Source organism: Actinosynnema sp. NPDC023587, assembly GCF_040640215.1.
GTDB lineage: Bacteria > Actinomycetota > Actinomycetes > Mycobacteriales > Pseudonocardiaceae > Actinosynnema.
The window spans coordinates 781,000-797,578 of the sequence record NZ_JBFABG010000001.1 but is presented as its reverse complement, the minus strand read 5'-3'; the positions used below and the strand labels follow the sequence as shown (position 1 = coordinate 797,578).

18 protein-coding genes and 1 tRNA gene are annotated in these 16,579 nt (G+C 72.8%); 9 read left to right on the top strand and 10 right to left on the bottom strand.

Translation table 11 applies throughout. The features are described from left to right. Positions 1–47: 47 nt before the first annotated feature. The 3 genes from AB0G01_RS04005 (at position 48) to AB0G01_RS03995 (ending at position 2,223) form a co-directional block, all read left to right on the top strand. A tRNA-Leu gene (locus AB0G01_RS04005) sits at positions 48–130 on the top strand. An 809-nt stretch (positions 131–939) separates the two neighbouring features. Beyond that, positions 940–1,557 (top strand): hypothetical protein, encoded by a 618-nt coding sequence (locus AB0G01_RS04000; RefSeq protein WP_360939408.1) that lies wholly within the window; start codon positions 940–942, stop codon positions 1,555–1,557. A gap of 15 nt (positions 1,558–1,572) precedes the next feature. Beyond that, entirely contained in the window at positions 1,573–2,223 is a 651-nt protein-coding gene (locus AB0G01_RS03995) for an NAD(P)H-binding protein (RefSeq protein ID WP_360939406.1), read from the top strand. Here AB0G01_RS03995 and AB0G01_RS03990 read toward each other — a convergent pair. Further along, positions 2,160–3,476, bottom strand: a complete 1,317-nt coding sequence (locus AB0G01_RS03990; protein WP_360939864.1) for a D-arabinono-1,4-lactone oxidase — start codon at positions 3,474–3,476, stop codon at positions 2,160–2,162. The genes AB0G01_RS03995 and AB0G01_RS03990 overlap by 64 nt on opposite strands. 74 nt (positions 3,477–3,550) lie before the next feature. On the opposite strand from AB0G01_RS03990, the gene AB0G01_RS03985 reads away from it, so the two are divergent. Further along, on the top strand, positions 3,551–4,738 hold the full coding sequence (locus AB0G01_RS03985) for an amino acid deaminase/aldolase (protein ID WP_360939404.1): 1,188 nt from the start codon (positions 3,551–3,553) through the stop codon (positions 4,736–4,738). 21 nt (positions 4,739–4,759) lie between these two features. On the opposite strand, the gene AB0G01_RS03980 is transcribed toward AB0G01_RS03985, so the two are convergent. After that, positions 4,760–5,374, bottom strand: a complete 615-nt coding sequence (locus AB0G01_RS03980; protein WP_360939402.1) for a TetR family transcriptional regulator — start codon at positions 5,372–5,374, stop codon at positions 4,760–4,762. 583 nt (positions 5,375–5,957) lie between these two features. Between AB0G01_RS03980 and AB0G01_RS03975 the strand changes: the two genes are divergently transcribed. Continuing rightward, a complete protein-coding gene (locus AB0G01_RS03975) occupies positions 5,958–6,653 on the top strand; it encodes an SDR family NAD(P)-dependent oxidoreductase (protein ID WP_360939400.1) in 696 nt (231 codons plus the stop codon). A 280-nt stretch (positions 6,654–6,933) separates the two neighbouring features. Here AB0G01_RS03975 and AB0G01_RS03970 read toward each other — a convergent pair whose 3' ends face one another. Beyond that, positions 6,934–7,296, bottom strand: coding sequence for a hypothetical protein (locus AB0G01_RS03970; protein WP_041311488.1), 363 nt, complete (start codon positions 7,294–7,296; stop codon positions 6,934–6,936). Positions 7,297–7,309: 13 nt separating this feature from the next. Then, positions 7,310–7,657 carry a hypothetical protein gene (locus AB0G01_RS03965; RefSeq protein WP_360939398.1) on the bottom strand — a complete coding sequence of 116 codons (348 nt, stop codon included), beginning with the start codon at positions 7,655–7,657 and terminating at the stop codon, positions 7,310–7,312. A 252-nt stretch (positions 7,658–7,909) separates the two neighbouring features. On the opposite strand from AB0G01_RS03965, the gene AB0G01_RS03960 reads away from it, so the two are divergent. From AB0G01_RS03960 to AB0G01_RS03950, 3 genes are all read left to right on the top strand, one after another. Beyond that, positions 7,910–9,235 carry a helix-turn-helix transcriptional regulator gene (locus AB0G01_RS03960; RefSeq protein WP_360939396.1) on the top strand — a complete coding sequence of 442 codons (1,326 nt, stop codon included), beginning with the start codon at positions 7,910–7,912 and terminating at the stop codon, positions 9,233–9,235. A 14-nt stretch (positions 9,236–9,249) separates the two neighbouring features. Further along, positions 9,250–10,140 carry an aminoglycoside phosphotransferase family protein gene (locus tag AB0G01_RS03955; protein WP_360939862.1) on the top strand — a complete coding sequence of 297 codons (891 nt, stop codon included), beginning with the start codon at positions 9,250–9,252 and terminating at the stop codon, positions 10,138–10,140. Between the two features lie 91 nt (positions 10,141–10,231). Then, positions 10,232–10,525 carry a hypothetical protein gene (locus tag AB0G01_RS03950; protein WP_360939394.1) on the top strand — a complete coding sequence of 98 codons (294 nt, stop codon included), beginning with the start codon at positions 10,232–10,234 and terminating at the stop codon, positions 10,523–10,525. 36 nt (positions 10,526–10,561) lie between these two features. Here AB0G01_RS03950 and AB0G01_RS03945 read toward each other — a convergent pair whose 3' ends face one another. From AB0G01_RS03945 to AB0G01_RS03925, 5 genes are all read right to left on the bottom strand, one after another. Next, positions 10,562–11,359: an NAD(P)H-binding protein gene (locus AB0G01_RS03945; RefSeq protein WP_360939392.1), complete on the bottom strand. Its 798-nt coding sequence runs from the start codon at positions 11,357–11,359 to the stop codon at positions 10,562–10,564. Between the two features lie 74 nt (positions 11,360–11,433). Then, complete coding sequence (locus AB0G01_RS03940) at positions 11,434–12,456, bottom strand: CopD family protein (protein ID WP_360939390.1); 1,023 nt, start codon at positions 12,454–12,456, stop codon at positions 11,434–11,436. After that, a complete protein-coding gene (locus tag AB0G01_RS03935; RefSeq protein ID WP_360939388.1) occupies positions 12,453–13,013 on the bottom strand; it encodes a copper resistance CopC family protein in 561 nt (186 codons plus the stop codon). The genes AB0G01_RS03940 and AB0G01_RS03935 overlap by 4 nt, the downstream gene beginning before the upstream one ends. Beyond that, on the bottom strand, positions 13,010–13,765 hold the full coding sequence (locus AB0G01_RS03930) for a YcnI family protein (protein ID WP_360939386.1): 756 nt from the start codon (positions 13,763–13,765) through the stop codon (positions 13,010–13,012). The genes AB0G01_RS03935 and AB0G01_RS03930 overlap by 4 nt, the downstream gene beginning before the upstream one ends. A 32-nt stretch (positions 13,766–13,797) precedes the next feature. Next, a complete protein-coding gene (locus tag AB0G01_RS03925; RefSeq protein ID WP_360939384.1) occupies positions 13,798–14,340 on the bottom strand; it encodes a hypothetical protein in 543 nt (180 codons plus the stop codon). A 100-nt stretch (positions 14,341–14,440) separates the two neighbouring features. On the opposite strand from AB0G01_RS03925, the gene AB0G01_RS03920 reads away from it, so the two are divergent. Then, positions 14,441–16,093: a BCCT family transporter gene (locus tag AB0G01_RS03920; RefSeq protein ID WP_360939860.1), complete on the top strand. Its 1,653-nt coding sequence runs from the start codon at positions 14,441–14,443 to the stop codon at positions 16,091–16,093. Here the strand turns inward: AB0G01_RS03920 and AB0G01_RS03915 are convergent. Continuing rightward, on the bottom strand, positions 16,071–16,505 hold the full coding sequence (locus AB0G01_RS03915; protein WP_360939382.1) for a DUF6474 family protein: 435 nt from the start codon (positions 16,503–16,505) through the stop codon (positions 16,071–16,073). The two genes, AB0G01_RS03920 and AB0G01_RS03915, sit on opposite strands and share 23 nt — an antisense overlap. Positions 16,506–16,579 lie beyond the last annotated feature (74 nt).

Here is a 16,579-nt window from a genome sequence, read left to right as displayed (position 1 = left end):
ATTGGTAACCCGGACGAGGGCCGTGCTAAGGTTCTCCTCGTCGCTCCGGGCGAGTGGCGGAATGGCAGACGCGCACGGTTCAGGTCCGTGTGTCCGAAAGGACGTGGGGGTTCAACTCCCCCCTCGCCCACTCAGAACCAGGAATCACTCCCTGGCTTCGAGAGTAGAAGTAAGCGAAGAGGCCCCGCAAGTGCGGGGCCTCTTCGCTTTTCCCGGACCTTCGCGCACGCGGGTCCCTGTGGCGTAGACCACTCGTTCGGGCTAGTCGGGGGAGTAGTCCGTTCGCGTCGATCCGCTGTCTCGATTGGTGATGTGCGTCACGCAGCGGCGCGGGCGGGTGGCCGGCCCGGAGTCCGTGCCGGTGGCGTCGGCCCGCGATCGGGTGGTGATCTTCATCGCACGGGCGCGCACGCGGGCGGTAGCCGGAGGAATGGGCCCGACAGCGGTCCGTGCGAAATCCGCCGCGAATGCGACCGGGGGAGTACCCGTCCTCAAAAGGACGCCGAACAGGCCGATAGCCGGGAACCCCGGAATCCGTCGCGCTCGCGACCGCGGGGGTGACCGCGTCGGCCGATCGACGCGGATTTCCCGCGGTGAACGGGCGGGCGGGGGGCGGTCGGTCGGTTTGAGGCGGTGAACGGTCGGTCGACCGGGGGTGCTTGTGGTGGCGCGCGTCACTTCCGTGGCCGGCGCGTGGCTGGGGTGGGCACGCTGAGCACCTTTTTCCAGGGTCGGGGGCCGGGCACGTCACCCGGACGGCAGCATGGCCGGGCAGAACTCCCGTCAGGCGGTATCGACCGGTTACCGATGCGTCCCCGCCGCCGATCGCAGGGGCCCGGTGAGCCGGGGGCGGTGGAGTTGACGGGTGGTAGGTCTTATGCAGAGCACGAGTCGAAACGCGGCGGGGCCCACCGCCGTGGTTGCCGAGGAGGCCCTGGCGTGAGCAGCACACCAGCACGGATCGCGGACACCGGCGACGCACGGGCGCTGTCGTCCATCGCGATCCCGGTTCCGGAACTGCCCGGCTCCGCGGAGGAGCTGGCCGCCGCCGCCGCGATGCGGCTCGGCTGGCACGGTGTGGTGCTCCCCGAGATGGTGCTGATGGGCCGCAAGGTCATCGTCGTCGCCGAGCTGCTCGCCGACGCGCACGCCGAGCGCGTCTGCCTGGGCACGGGCCCCGAGTCCGACCGCACCGCCGTGTCCACCTGGGTGTGGCCCGAGATGGACGGCCGGGTGCCACCGGCCGCCGTGCGGATCATCGGGGTGCTGGCGGTCGCCCGCCACTGGCGGACCGCGCTCGCGTCGGCGGTGCCCTTCGCCCGGTTCGGGAACGCGGCGGCCGTGCTGCCCTCCTCGGTCGCGTTCACCCACGACTACCTCGGCAACTGCCTGCCGCGAGTCCGCCGCTACGGCGTCTCGGTGCTGCTGGCCGACGAGGCGTGCGAGCTGTCCACGGACGTGGCCGGGCGCAACGAGACCGTGCCGGTCGAGGACACCGCGACCACCCGATGGGTGAATGAACTGGTCTACGAACAACTGCTGACCACCGCTTCCTGATCTACCGTCGGTCCCATGCGTCTGGTGATCGCGGGTGGGCACGGGAAGATCGCACTGCTGACGACCGGGCTGCTGGCCCGGCGGGGTGATCAGGTGGTCTCGCTGGTGCGCGACCCGGACCACTTCGACGACGTGCGCGCGGCCGGCGGTTCGCCGGTGCTGTGCGACCTGGAGCGCACCACCGAGGACGAACTCGCCCGCGTGCTGGGCGGCGCGGACGCCGCGCTGTTCGCCGCCGGGGCGGGCCCCGGCAGTGGCGTGGCCCGCAAGGACGCCGTGGACCGCGAGGCGGCGCGACTGTTCGCGGCGGCGGCCGTGGCGGCCGAGGTGTCCCGGTACGTGCAGATCAGCACCACCGGCATCGGCCGGGTGACCGGCGACGAGGTGTTCGACGCCTACCTGCGGGCCAAGGCCGCGGCCGATGACGCGCTGCGCGCGCTGCCGCTGGCGTGGACGATCCTGCGGCCCGGCCGGTTGACCGACGAGCCGGGTACCGGGCTGGTCGAGGTGTCCGAGCGGGAGCTGCGCGGGCAGGTGCCGCGCGCGGACGTGGCCGCCGTGGTCGTGGAGTCGTTGGCGCGGCCGGAGACCGCGCGGCACGTCTACGAGGTGGTCTCCGGGTCGACGCCGGTCGCCGAGGCGTTCCCGAGCACCCGGTCGAGGTAGTCGTTGGTGAACTTGCCGCCCGGGTCGAGTTCGGCGCGCAGCCGCCGGAAGTCCGCGAAGCGCGGGTAGACCGGGGCCAGGTCGGCGGCGCGGCGGGTGTGCACCTTGCCCCAGTGCGGCCGGCCGCCGACCGCGACGGCGATCTTCTCGAACGCGTCGAAGTACCGCCGGTAGGGCATCCCGAGGTACTGGTGGACGGCGATGTAGGCGCTGTCGCGGCCGTGCGCGGTGGACAGCCAGATGTCGTCGCCCCGCGCCACCCGCACCTCGACCGGCACGATCACGCCGTGGTCCAGCTTCGCGACCGCCCGCCGCAGCTCGGCGAGCACCGCGTGCAGTTCGCCGCGCGGCACCGCGTACTCGGACTCCACGAACCGGACCCGGCGCGGGGTGACGAACACGCGGTGCGAGACGTCGCGGTAGACGCGCTCGGAGATCAGCTTGCCGCACAGCCGGTTCAGGCCCCGGGTGGTGGCCGGGAAGGTCTTCGCGACCCGGCAGACCAGGCCGAAAGCGCCGTTCTCCACCAGTTCGTACTCGTAGAAGCGGCGGAGCGCGGACAGCGGGGCCGGGGGCTCGTCGACCCGGTTGTCGCGCTTCACGATCACGTCGTCGCTGTGCGGGAACCAGTGGAACTCGACGTGGTCCTCCACGGCCGTGAGGTGGTCGAACTCCTCCAGGACGGCGTCGAGCCGGCCGGGCGTCTCCCGGGCGTGCAGCACGAAGGCGGGCACGCAGCGCAGGGTGATCGTGCTGATCACGCCGAGCGCGCCGAGGCCGACCCGGGCGGCGGCGAACAGGTCGGGGCGCTCGGTGGCCGAGCAGCGGACCTGCTCGCCGTTCGCCAGGACCAGGTCCAGCGCGGTGATCCGGGTGGCCAGGCCGCCGAACTCCGCGCCGGTGCCGTGGGTGCCGGTGGCGGTCGCGCCCGCGATGGTCTGGGCGTCGATGTCGCCGAGGTTGGGCAGGGCCAGGCCCAGGACGTCGAGCAGGGCGTTGAGCTGCCGGAGCGTGGTGCCGGCGCGGACCGTGACGAGGGTGCCGGAGACGTCGGTGACCCCGGTCCAGCGGTCGAGGTCGAGGGCGGTGCCGGGGGCGACGGCGATGTCGGTGAAGGAGTGCCCGCTCCCGCGCGGGCGCACGCGGGAGGCCGAGGCGACGGCGGTGCTCAGCTCGTCGGCGCTCGCCGGGTGCTCCACCCGGTGCGGGTTCGCGGTCGCGGTGCGCGCCCAGTTGGTCCACGGCGTGCCCATGACCACCACCTCCGGTGTGCTTCGGTCCACGAACCGTAGGTGAAAACATTTCACCTTTCAAGTATCGTAGGCCCATGCAACCCCGAAGCCGCCTGGACGGCGCGACGAAGGAGCTCGACCCTCCGTTCGCGACCGTCGACCTGGGCGCGTTCGACCACAACGCGGCCGACCTGGTGCGCCGTGCGGGCGGTCGGCCCGTGCGGGTGGCCAGCAAGTCCGTGCGGGTCCGCTGGTTGCTCGAACGAGTGCTCGCCCGGCCGGGATACGCCGGGGTGATGTGCTACTCACTGGCCGAGGCGCTCTGGCTGTCGTCGCTGGACGTCGCCGAGGACCTGCTGGTGGCCTACCCGACGGCGGACCGGTGTGCGCTGCGCGAGCTCGCGCGGGACGAGCGGGCCCGCCGCCGGGTCACGATCGTGGTCGACTCGACCGCCCACCTCGACCTGGTCACCGCCGCGCTCGGGCCCGGTCACCCGGAGCTCCGGGTGTGCCTGGAGTTCGACGTGTCCTGGCGGCCCGTGCCCGGACTGCACGTCGGCCCGCGCCGCTCGCCCGTGCACACCGCGCGCGACGCCGGGGTGCTGGCCGGGCGGATCGCCGACCGGCCGGGGTTCCGGCTGGTGGGCGTGATGGCGTACGAGGGGCAGATCGCCGGGCTCGGCGACGCGCCGCCCGGGAGACCGCTGCTCGGGCGCGCGCTGCGGTGGATGCAGAAGCGGTCGGCGGCGGAACTCCTCGACCGGCGCGCCGAGGCCGTGGCGGCGGTGCGCCGGGTGGCGGACCTGGACTTCGTCAACGGCGGCGGCACCGGGAGCCTGGAGCTGACCGGGGCGGACGAGTCGGTGACCGAGCTGGCCGCCGGGTCCGGGTTGATCGGGCCGACCCTGTTCGACGGGTACACCGGCTTCCGGCCCCGGCCGGCCGTGCTGTTCGCGCTGCCCGTGGTGCGGCGGCCCGGGAAGCACGTGGCCACGCTGTTCTCCGGCGGGTACGTCGCGTCCGGCCCGGCCGGACCCGACCGCCGGCCGACGCCGCACCTGCCGGCGGGGCTGAGGCTGCTGCCGCTGGAGGGCGCGGGCGAGGTGCAGACGCCCGTGGTCGGCCGGGCGGCCGACGCCCTGGCCCCCGGGGACCGGGTGTGGCTGCGGCACGCCAAGGCCGGCGAGCTCGCCGAGCGGTTCACGCACTACCACGTCGTGGACGGGGACGTGGTGGTGCGGACCGTGCCGACCTACCGGGGTGAAGGGCGGTCGTTCGGCTGAGCGGTTTGGCCGGGCGTCGGGTCAGCTCGGCAGGCGGGTGGACAGGTAGCCGCGCACCAGGGCCTTGGCCTCGTCCAGGATGCGCTGGTCACCGCCCTGGTCGCGGCGGAACGCCAGGTTCAGCACGCCGTCCGCCGCCTCCACCGCGATCGAGATGGGGAGCTGGAGCTCGGCCAGCGGGATGTCGAACTTGGTCGAGATCATCTCCGCGATCCGGTCGGAGATGACGGTGTTGTTGTCCCGCCGGTCGTCCAGCAGGCGCATGTCGACCACGTCGCCGAAGTGCAGCTTGCTGAACGCGGGCACCTCGCGGTGCATCGTGACGTAGACGTCGAAGATCGAGTCGACGGCGTCCCACCAGTGCTCCAGCGTGGTCGAGGTGAAGCGGCCGTCCACGGTCTCGATGAACTTCTCCAGGTTGCGCAGGGTCAGCGACTGCACGACGGCCCGCTTGTCGGGGAAGAACTGGTAGAGCGAGCCGACCGCGACCCCGGCCCGTTCCGCGATGAGCGTCGTTGTCACGCCGTCGTAGCCGACCTCCTCGATGAGCGAGGCACAGGCTTCGAGCATCCGCTCGACGCGCTTGGCGCTGCGCTGCTGCACCGGTTGCCGGCGCAGTGGGGTCGAACTCGTCACGGCGACTCCTGGTAGGTGGTGTGCGGGGTTCCATAGTGCCGGTTCCCCGGCCGCCGCACTTCCGGTTGGGGCGCAACACGCCTACAATGCGAATTACTTTCATATTTGGAGGCGGACCGTGCCGAACGGCGACACCGGTGAGGTCGCGCGCGACCACGACCACCGTCGGCGGGCACGCGCCGGGACGGACCCTGCTCCACGACGCGCTGCCGGTCGTCCACCACCTCAACCTCGCACACGGGCTCGCGGTGCGCGCGTTGCGGGCGAGTGGCGCACGGGCCGTGAGCACCACCTCCTGCGCCAACCCGCACAACTGGCTGTTCACCGACCCGTCGCCGGCCGGTGACTACCCGGTGGAGTCGGCCGACCGCTTGCCGCTGCTGGACGGCGACTTGGCGATCACCGCCGCGCGCGCCGTCCCGTGTGGACGACCGGGCCGGAGCTCCTCTTCGGACCACGCCGCGCTACCCGTTCGCCCAGGAGGATTCGTGCAGTTGTCAGGTCGGACCGTGGTGGTCACCGGGCGTCGCAGGGCATCGGCGCGGCGGCGGCGGAGGCGTTCGCCCGGCGCGGGGCGCTCGTCGTGCTGGTCGCTCGCGGCGTCGAGGCGCTCGACGCGGTCGTCGAGCGGATCTCCGGGTTCGGCGGTCGTGCCGTCGCGATCCCCGCCGACCTCGCGGACGTCGACCGGGTCCGCGCGCTCGCCGAGCAGGTCGTCGCCGCGCACGGCGTGCCGGACGTGCTGGTCAACAACGCGGGCGCGGGGCGGTGGCTGTTCCTGGACGAGACGCCGACCGCCGAGCTCGTCGCGATGACCGCGCTGCCGTTCACCGCGGCGCTGCACCTCACCCGGGAGTTCCTGCCGGGGATGCGGCAGCGCGGGAGCGGGCGGATCGTCACCGTGAACTCGCCGGCGTCGCGGTTGCCGTGGCCCGGCGCGACCGGTTACGCCGCGTCCCGCTACGCGCTGCGCGGGCTGACCGCCGCCCTGCGGCTCGACCTGCGGGGGACCGGCGTCGGGGTGAGCGAAGTCGTGCCCGGCAAGGTGAGCAGCCGGTACTTCGCGAACAACCCCGGCTCCGAGGACCGCATCCCGGCCATCGCCCGGCTGATCCCGACGGTGACCCCGCGCCGGGTGGCGACCGAGATCGTCCGGGTGGTGGAGCGCGACCGCGCCGAGCGGGTGTTCCCGTGGCAGTTGAAGGGTTTCGAGCTCGTCGGCCGGGTGCTGCCCGGCGTCGCCGGCTACCTGACCTGGCGCACCGGCACCCGGCGCTGACCCGGCTCCGCGCCCGACCGATGTCGGGACCCGGGCCGAACGTGGAACCGGCCCCGAATGTCTGCGCGGGAGGGGCAGACATTCGGGGCCGACGTGGTGCCCGCGGACCAGTGCCGGTCGGGGAGGGAGGTGCACAACACCGGCCCGCGGATGATTGTGGAGTTGTGGCCGGCCGGCGGTCCGTTCGTCGCGGTCGGGGGTTCGCACGTCCCGGACCGCCGGCCAGTAGGCGGGTGCTCGACCGTGTCGCGTCGGGGGAACGACAGGTCGGGGCCGCCCGTCAGTGGGCTCGGGCCACCGCCGCACGTCGCGACCGGGTGACCGGAGGGGTCACCGGCGCGGAGCGCAGGTGCCGAGCCGGGCGCGGGGCCAAACCGCCCGCGACCAGGTGTTCGTACGCGGCGCGCCACACCGAGCAGGGGCTCTTCTGCTGCCGCCACCGACCGGAGCACTCGGGGCAGTTGCCCTTCTCGTCCGGTTCGTGCGAGGCCAGCAGCGCCCGCCACCCCTCGGTCAGCCGGGGGAGCTCGGAGCGGGCCACCGAGAGCAGGGACGGGGCGTCGGCCTCGTTGGCCAGCTCGTTGAGCAGGTCCAACCTCTCCCACACCGCGTTGCGAAGAACTTGTCCGAGGATCTCGTCCACCGAAACGTCACCGTCACCTTTCCGCCTGCTCGGCGGCTTCGCGTAGCGCGGCCCTGAGCTGTACGAGTTGATCGGCCGAGAGCACCGCGGTCTCACCCGGCGGGCCGACCAGGACCACGCGGCCCCGGTCGACCAACACGGTGAGGCAGCGCTCCCGGTCCACCACGTCGCTGCAACGAATCCGCCACCAGCGACGCTGCCCGGTCGAGCCGCGCCATCCGGAGTCGAGGTCGGTCGACTCCCGGACAGTCGGGGAAACCGGAGAAGGGGTGGCCGTGGCGACGGCGCGCGCTGCCGACCCACCTGAGGTGGTCACCGCCCGCTCGATCAGGTCCACAGCCGAGTTCCTCTCCGTACTCACTCGCTTACCGGAACTCAGATTGCGATGATTCAACCCGGATCGGGACGTCACAGCGCTGGCCGGTGGTCGTTCCACGGTAAGCGGTCGGTGGAGTTCGGCAGGGCCGATCAGCCTCGCCGATCAGCACTTCCTGCACTTGGGGGAGTGCCCCTACTCTGCCGATGACGCCCAAAGGACTGTGAGGGGGCGCAATTGAACACCATCGGTTCGCAAAGCTCTCCTGTTACGCCGGATGTCTGGGACCAGCAGGAGATGCGGGACGCGCTGGCCAGACGCGAGATCAGTTCGGTGTACCGGCTGCTCCGACGGCACGGCGTGTCCCAGCGCCAGATCGCGGCGCTGACGGGCCAGTCGCAGTCCGAGGTCTCGGAGATCCTCAAGGGTCGTCAGGTCATGGCCTACGACGTCCTGGCCCGGATCGCCCAGGGCCTGGGTGTCCCCAGGGGGTACATGGGTCTCGCCTACGACGAGGCCACAGCAGTGCGGGTGGCCGCGACCGCGGAGCCACCCCAGTCTGAGGAGGACGAGTCGGTGAAGCGAAGGAAGTTCCTCGCGCACGCCGCCGCCATCACCGTGGGCGCGGCCGTGTTCGGTACGGACTCCGGGTCTTGGGCATCGTCGCCCGCGCAGACACCGGCCCCCGGGCGGATCGGCATGACCGACGTCCGACAGGTGGAAGCGGCCACCAGGGCGCTGCGCACCCTGGACTACCAGTACGGCGGCGGCTCGTGCCGCGACGCCGTCGTCGCCCAGCTCTCCTGGGGACAGCAGATGCTCGGCGCGAACGCCACCGACCTGGTGAAGGAGCGGCTCTACGTCGCCCTCGCCGACCTGCACAACCTGGCCGGCTGGACGTCGTTCGACACCGGCCTGTACGACTCCGCGCGCAACCACTTCGGCCAGGCGCTCGGCCTCGCGAAGCAGGGTCGCAAGGAGGAGCTGGTCGCGAACATCCTGTACCGGATGGGCCGCGTCTACCTGCACCAGAACGCCCCCGACGACGCGCTGAAGGTGTTCCAGCTCGGTCAGCTCGCGGCGCAGAACTCCGGTTCGGAGCTCGCGGTCGGCATCCTGTGCGCCAACGAGGCGTGGGCCTACGCCAAGATGGGCTCCGACGACCAGGCGCTGAAGCTGCTCGGCCGGGCCCGCGACGAGTTCGCGCGCGCCAACATCGGCGAAGCGCCCGCGTGGGCGAAGTTCTTCGACTCCAACGACCTCTCGGCGATGATCGGCACCGTGCACACCGAGCTCGCGCTCACCGTCGACGCGAAGAAGTACACCCGCATCGCGATCCCGGCCCTGTCCAAGGCCATCAACGGGTTCGGCGAGGAGATGAGCCGCAGCCGGTCGTTCAACCTGACCTCGCTGTCGATCAACCACCTGCTGGAGGGCGACATCGACCACGGCGCGCGGATCGGCAAGCAGGCGATCGACCTGTCCGAGGGCCTGAAGTCGGTGCGCACCAAGGACCGCATGCTCCCGTTGCAGGTCGAGGCGGAGAAGCGCCGCAACAACCCCGACGCACGTGAACTGGCCGACCGGGTCGCCAAGTTCACCGGCACCGACAGCGCGGCCTGATCCTGGGCGTCGGGCTGAACGGCAGGTTCACCCCTGCCACGCTGACCACCGTGCTGGAGCGGATCTGCGCCGACCTCGGGTTGGCGCACCGGGACGCCCGCTTGGTGAAGTTCACCTCCAACGCCGTGTTCGACCTCCCCGCCGACCGGGTGGTGGTGCGGATCGTCGGGTCGATGGCGCTGCGGCACCGGGCCGCGAAGGTCGTGCGGGTGGCCCGCTGGCTGGCCTCGCACGACGTGCCCGCGGTGCGGCTGGTCGAGGAGTTCCCGCAGCCCCTGACCGTGGGCGAGCACCAGGCGACGATCTGGCACACCGTGCCGTCCGGCGGTCCGCCCGTCGACGGCCGCGACCTGGGAAACCTGTTGCGCCGACTGCACTCGCTGCCCGCGCCCCCGTTCGCGCTGCCGCGCTGGACACCGTTGGACGACGTGCGCGGGCGCATCGCGGATGCCGAGGAGCTGTCGACGCCGGACCGCGATTTCCTGGAGGAGCGGGTGGCCGCGCTGGAGGAGCGCCTGGCCGGCCTGACGACCGCGCTGCCGGAGGGCGTCGTGCACGGCGACGCGCACCCCGGGAACCTCATCCCCAGCCCGCACGGGCCGGTGCTCTGCGACTTCGACTCCACCAGCCACGGGCCGAGGGAGTGGGACCTGAGCACCCTGCCGATCGGCGTGGCCCGGTTCGGCCACCCCGCGCGGTGGTACCGGCAGATGGCCGGGGTGTACGGGTTCGACGTGACCCGGTGGGCGGGTTTCCCGGTGCTGCGGGAAGTCCGGGAGCTCAAGCTCACCACCAGCGTGCTGCCGATCCTGCGCAGTCACCCCGATGTGCGGGACGAGCTGCGCCGACGCCTGACCGCGCTGCGGCTGGGCGATACCACGACGCCGTGGTCGCCCTACCGCTGACGCGCGCGCGTGGGGGAACGAACCGGTAACGCCCGGACCGCCGATTCCGACTCACGCAGCGACGGGGCTGCGTGACTGCGGTGAGGTGCACGTGTTCGGACATGTGGTGGGTGCTCGGCGCAGGCGCACGAAGCGCGCGCTGGAGGCGGCGCGGATGCTGGACGAGGTCGTGGACACCCAGTTGCCGCTGCTCGCGTCGTTCGACGAGGAACGGCGTCGCCGGTCCGCCGACTACCTCGCCGAGCTGGTCGCGCTCGCCCAGGACTACCGCTACTTCGCGCAGGGCTGGATCGACGCGAAGGAGCTCGACCGGCGCGGTCACCGGACCGTGGCGGCGTTGGGCAGGCTGCGCGAGGACCCGACCGCGCGGCTGGTCAGCGACTAGACCGCTCGGCGCAGCTCACCGCGCCGAACGGTCCACTCACCGCACGACCCCCCACACCCGCGTGGCGTAGTCGGCGAAGTCGATCGGCGTCCGCCCGGTGACCGCCGCGACGGCATCGGTGGTCGTCGCGGGCCGGACGCGCGCGAAGGCGGCGATCTCGGCCTCGGTCTGCCCGGCGGGCGCGCCCAGGTGCTCCTGCTGGGCCCGGTAGCCCTCGGGGGAGCCGTCGAACACGAGCTCGCGGCCCGAGGCCGCGCCGATCAGCGCGAACGCCTCGGCGAAGGTCAGCGCGCGCGGGCCGGTCAGCTCGTAGGTGCGCCCCTCGTGGCCGGGCGCGGTCAGCGCGGTGGCGGCGACGGCCGCGATGTCCTCGGCGTCCACGAACCCCTGCGGGGTGTCGCCGAGGGGGACGGCGAGCCGGCCCGCGTCCACGGCGGGGCGGAAGAAGCCCTCGTCGAAGTTCTGGGCGAACCAGTCCGGGCGGACGATCGTCCAGTCGGTGCCCGAGGCCCGGACCTCCTCCTCGGCGGCGAGCAGCCGTTCGTCGCCCATCTCCTCGACGCCCCGGCTGGAGAGCAGCACGACCCGGCGCACGCCCTGCTCGACGGCCTCGTGCAGGAAGGCCGGGTCGACGGGCAGCTCGTGCGGGGCCATCAGGTAGAGGCCGTGCGCCCCGGCCAGGGCCGGCCGCCACGTGTCGCGGTCGGTCCAGTCGAACGGGACGTCGCCGCGCCGCGACGCCCTGCGGACGGGGTGCCCGCGCGCGCCGAGCCGGGCAGCCACCCGCCGTCCGGTCGAACCGGTCGCTCCCAGTACCAGGGTGAGTCGATCCACGGGCCGAGTAGATCAGGTGGGTACGACATTCCCGCGCGGCGGACGTCGTCGGGCCGGAACGACGCGGGGCGTCGCTAAGCCACCGGGGCGCGGGACAGCACGACGGCCAGGCCGAAGGCCACGCCCATCACCGTCAGCTCGAACGCCGCCCAGCCCACGATCGCCGTCGTCCTGTGCCGCGCGATGTGCGGCAGCATCCGCCACCGGATGTTCGCCCCCAGCACCGCCAGCACCGCCGCGCACGCGATCTTCCCGACCAGGATCAGCCCGTACGAGGTGGTGAACAACGACCCGGGCAGCGTGTTCACCGGGTTCAGCGCCAGTTCCAGCAGCCCGTTGAACAGCCCCGTCACCGACACCACGACCAGGCTCACCGTGGCCAGCTTCGAGAACTTCGGCAGCGCTTCCGCCAGCAACCCCCGCCGGTGCGCCACCAGCACGACCAGCGCGCCCAGCCCGCCGGTCCACGCCGCCGCGCCCAGCACGTGCAGCTCCATCGAGATCATGGAGTAGTCGTGGTACTTCCAGTTCGACGCGTGCCCCGTCACCGGCAGCGGCAGCAGCCCGAACATGGCGACCAGGATGCGCAGCTCGGCCGGTACCGACTCGCCCCTGCGCACCGCCAGGACGCCGATCCACAGGTAGACCGCCGCGCACACCGCGCTGAACAGCAGCCCCTGCCCCGCGCCGACCCGCTGCACGTAGTCGACGACCGAGTCCATGGTCACGGCCACGTCCGGCCGGGTCTCGTGGGCCCGGACGACGATCGACACCAGCGCGGTGAACACCCACACCGCCGCACCGACCACGGCGGCCGGGCGGGCGACGCGCATGACCGGTTCGGTGAGGTTCGGCCGGGAGAAGCCGAGCAGCTTCGGCAGCAGGCTCAGCCCCACGACGACCGTCGCGGCCAGGTCGAGCAGGGTCCGCACCAGCGGTTGGCCGAACTGGACCACCACCCCCGGCTCGGCGATGCCGACGTCCACGGGGGTCGTCGACAGGCCCAGGCCCAGGAACGCGCCGACGGCACCGCCGCCGAGCAGGCCGCCCAGCACCCAGTACCGGTTGGCGGGGGTGGTGGTCCGGTTCGTCGTCATCGCCGCGCGGACTCCCCCGGACCACCCGAGCCGCCGCGCAGGGCGAAGAACACGCCGCCGCCGAGCAGCACCACCGCGCCGACGATCCACACCCAGATGGGCACGCCGCCGTCCTCCTCGGACGACCGCGCGGACGACTCGGCCGTCTCGGTCGCCGCGTTCGGCGTGCCGGGACCGGCCTTGGTGGTGGTGAACTTCAGGTTCCCGGACACCGGGTGCCCGTCCGCGGACAGGATGCGGTAGCCCACCTGGTACTCGGCCGCCGGGCCGAGCGGGCGGACCTTGAAGACCACCGAGTTGTTCCGGATGACCGGCTCGCCGCCGTCCTCCCACCGGGAGTCCTCGGGACCCTTGACGGTGATGGTGTTGAACTTGTCACCGCCCTGCACCGGCTGGTCGAACACCAGGGTGATCTCCGCCGGTCCGGCCTCCAGCGACTGGCCGTCCTTCGGGTCGCTGCTGATCAGCACGTTGTGCGCGAGCGCGGTGCCGGAGCCGAGCAGCGCCAGCCCGCCCGCGAGGAGCGCGACCAGGGTCAGCAAGAGCGCCCGCCTCATGCGGTCGGCTTGCCCGCGCGCCGCGACCGCAGCACGGCCCCGGTGCCGAAGCCCAGGCCCAGCGCGCCCACGGCCAGGCCCGCGCCGCCCAGCCAGCGGGCGGTGGTGTCCTGGCCCGGCGTGCCGGCGGCGTGGTCGTCGGACCCGGCCGTCGCGGTGGCCTCGCCGTGGTGGTCGGCACCCTCGGCCTTCTTCACCAGGTTGAGCACCGGCGCGGGCTTCTCCGGCTCCTCGCCGCCCTCGGCGGGCGGCGGGGTGTTCCAGTCGACGACCTCGCCGTTGTCGTAGGTCTGCTTGGTCGGCATGACCAGCTTGTCGGTGTTGTCCGGCAGCGGGCCGATGGACAGGTCGAACTCGTTGAACTGGCCCGGCTCGATCCGGACACCGGGGTCGGCGGTCCAGACGACCGTGCGGACCGCTTCGGTGACCTCCGCGCCGTGGGCCTTCACCGGCTTGTCGAGCGTGGCCTTGACCGCCTCGACCTTCCAGCCGGCGGTGGGCCTGGTGCTGACCGACGCCAGCGGGTACTCGGCGGGCAGCGTGAGCTCCAGCTTCACGGTGCCGTTGGCCGGGCGCTCGTTCGGCACCCGGATGGTGACCTTGGTGTAGCCGCCCTGGACGGCGTCCTTCGGGGTGGACGCGGTCACGTGCGCCGAGGCCGGGCCCGCCGTGCCCAGCGCGAGGAAGGCGGTCGCCGCGAGCACGGCACCGCCCTTGGCGAACGTGCGCGCGCCAAATCGATGTGCAGACATGAAGGTGCTTCTCCTGATTACCAGAGGGGGGGTCAGCCGAGTCGGGTGATCAGGAGTGCGGGTGGGCCCCTGCGGCCGTTCACGCGCCGCAGCACCACGGCGGTCAACGTGTCCGGCGTCGGGGACGACGGCAGCGGGCACGTCCGGTGCTCGACGGGGGCGAACGAGAGCAGGACCGGGGCCAGCCGGGACACCGCCCACGCGAGCGCGGACAGCGCGCTGTCCGCCCTGGCCAGCAGCAGCCCGGTGAGCAGGGCGGCCACCGCGTGCGCGGCGGTCATGGCGAGCGGGTCGAAGCCCGTGCCGGGTCCCTCGGGGACGTGGTGGCCCAGGTTGAGCAGGGCGTGCTGGCCGACCTGCGCCACGCCGAGCGTGGCCAGGATCGTCCACGGGCTGCGCCCGCGCTCGGCCAGCGCCGTGCCCGCGAGGGCGATCAGCGCGGTCAGCGGCAGCGCGGGCGCGAACTCGGTCAGGTCGCCCCCGGCCGCCCCGTGCGCGGCCACGCTGAGTGCGGCGGACGTCACGGCCAGGAGAACGGCCCGCGCGAAGCGGGTCGAGGCCGGACGTCTGGTCATGCGCAGAGCGTAGGAGACCAGCGCTCGAAGGTGTGAGCCGCTCTGGTGGTCGGGGGGTTCGGGTTGCGCCGGACGGCGGTAAGGGCTACCCGTGAAAGCCGTGCCCGAACCCGTCGAACAGTCGCTGCCCGGCGAGCCGGGGGCCCGACGCCCCGGCCGCGTCGACCCGCTCGTCTTCGGCGTGGCCGCCGCCGTGGCGGTCGCCTTCCTGGTGTGGGGTGTCCTCGGCACCGAGTCCCTCGCGGCGGCGTCGAGAGCCGCCCTGGACTGGGTCATCCGCCACCTGGGCTGGGCGTTCGTGCTGTTCGCGTCGGGTTTCGTGCTCTTCGCGCTGTGGCTCGCGGTCAGCCGGTACGGCCGGATACCGCTCGGTCGGACCGACGAGCGGCCCGAGTTCAGGACGGTCTCGTGGATCGCGATGATGTTCAGCGCGGGCATGGGCATCGGCCTGATGTTCTACGGGGTCAACGAACCGCTGTCCCACTTCGTGAAACCGCCGCCGGGCACGGTCCCCGCCGGCAGCGACGCGGCCCTCCAGAACGCGATGGCGACCACCCTGTTCCACTGGACCGTCCACCCGTGGGCGATCTACGCCGTGGTCGGCCTGGCCATCGCCTACGGCAGCTTCCGGCGCGGTCGCAGCCAGCTCATCAGCGCCGCCTTCGCCCCGCTGCTCGGGCCGCGCCGCGCGGCCGGCCCGGCCGGCCGCGCGATCGACGTGCTGGCCATCTTCGCCACCCTGTTCGGCTCGGCCGCCTCCCTGGGCCTGGGCGCGCTCCAGATCGGCAGCGGCCTCACCACGGCCGGCTGGGAGGTCGGCAACGCCGTCCTGGTGGGTGTCATCGCGGTGCTGACCGCGGTGTTCGTCGCGTCGGCGGTGTCCGGGGTGGCCAGGGGCATCCAGTGGCTGTCGAACACCAACATGGTGCTGGCCGTGGTGCTGGCGGTGTTCGTGTTCGTGGTCGGGCCCTCGGTGTTCGTGCTGAACCTGATCCCGACCGCGATCGGCGACTACTTCCGCGAGCTGGCCGACATGGCGGGCCGCACCGCGGCGTCCGGCGGCGACGCCACCGAGGCGTGGCTGGCCGGCTGGACGATCTTCTACTGGGCGTGGTGGATCTCGTGGACGCCGTTCGTCGGCATGTTCATCGCCCGGATCAGCCGGGGGCGGACCATCCGGCAGTTCGTGGCCGGCGTGATCGGCGTGCCCAGCGCGGTCAGCCTGGTGTGGTTCTGCGTGTTCGGGGGGACCGCGATCCACCTCCAGCGCACCGGCACCGACCTGGCCGGCGAAGCCTCCGCGGAGAGCCAGTTGTTCGCGATGCTCGGCCGCTTCCCGCTGGCGAGCGTCGCGGTCGTGCTGGTGATCATCCTGGTGGCCATCTTCTTCGTGTCCGGCGCGGACGCCGCGTCGGTGGTGATGGGTACGCTCTCGGAGCGCGGCTCGATCGCGCCGTCGAAGGGCGTCGTGGTGTTCTGGGGCGTGCTGACCGGCGCGGTCGCCGCGGTGATGCTGCTGGTCGGCGGCTCGAACGCACTGACCGGGCTGCAAAACCTGACGATCATCGCCGCGCTGCCGTTCGCGGTGGTCATGGTCGGGCTGTGCGTGGCGCTGGCCCGCGACCTGCGCACCGACCCGCTCATCCGCCGGGAGGAACGCGTCGCCGAGGTCATGGACGAGGTGGTCCACGGGTCGGAGGGGGCCGCGTCGCGCACCGTGGAGCAGATCGTCAGGACACGCCGAGACGCTTGAGCAGCTCGGCTTCCAGCGCGTCGAGGTCGGTGCCCACGGCGCGGTGGGCGGCTTTGCGGCGTGGCGAGGGCATCCGCTCGGCCGCCCGCACGGCGGCCGTGAGCTGGGTCAGGCGCGCCTCGGTGGACTCCACGTAGTCGCGGTCCTGGGCGCGCACCGCCTCCAGCGCCTGCGCGAAACCGGCGATCCGGGCGTGCAGCCGCGCGCCGTGCCCCGAGTACCGGGTCACCTCGTCCACCGGCACGCCCAGCTTGCGGGCGCGGTACCGGTCGTAGCGGTCGCCCACCGCCGCCGCCGCGCGGGCCGCCAGCGGCGCGACCACGGGGATCAGCGCGGGGGCGACGACCTTGGCCACGCCGACCAGGTTCCTCGCCCGGCCGGGGGTGAAACCCTTGCTCCGTTCGCGTGCCATCGCCGCACCTCCTGACCGGAACAGTAGAGGTCGGGCCGCTGTCCCGCACGGAAGATCGAGTCCGGTCCATCAGG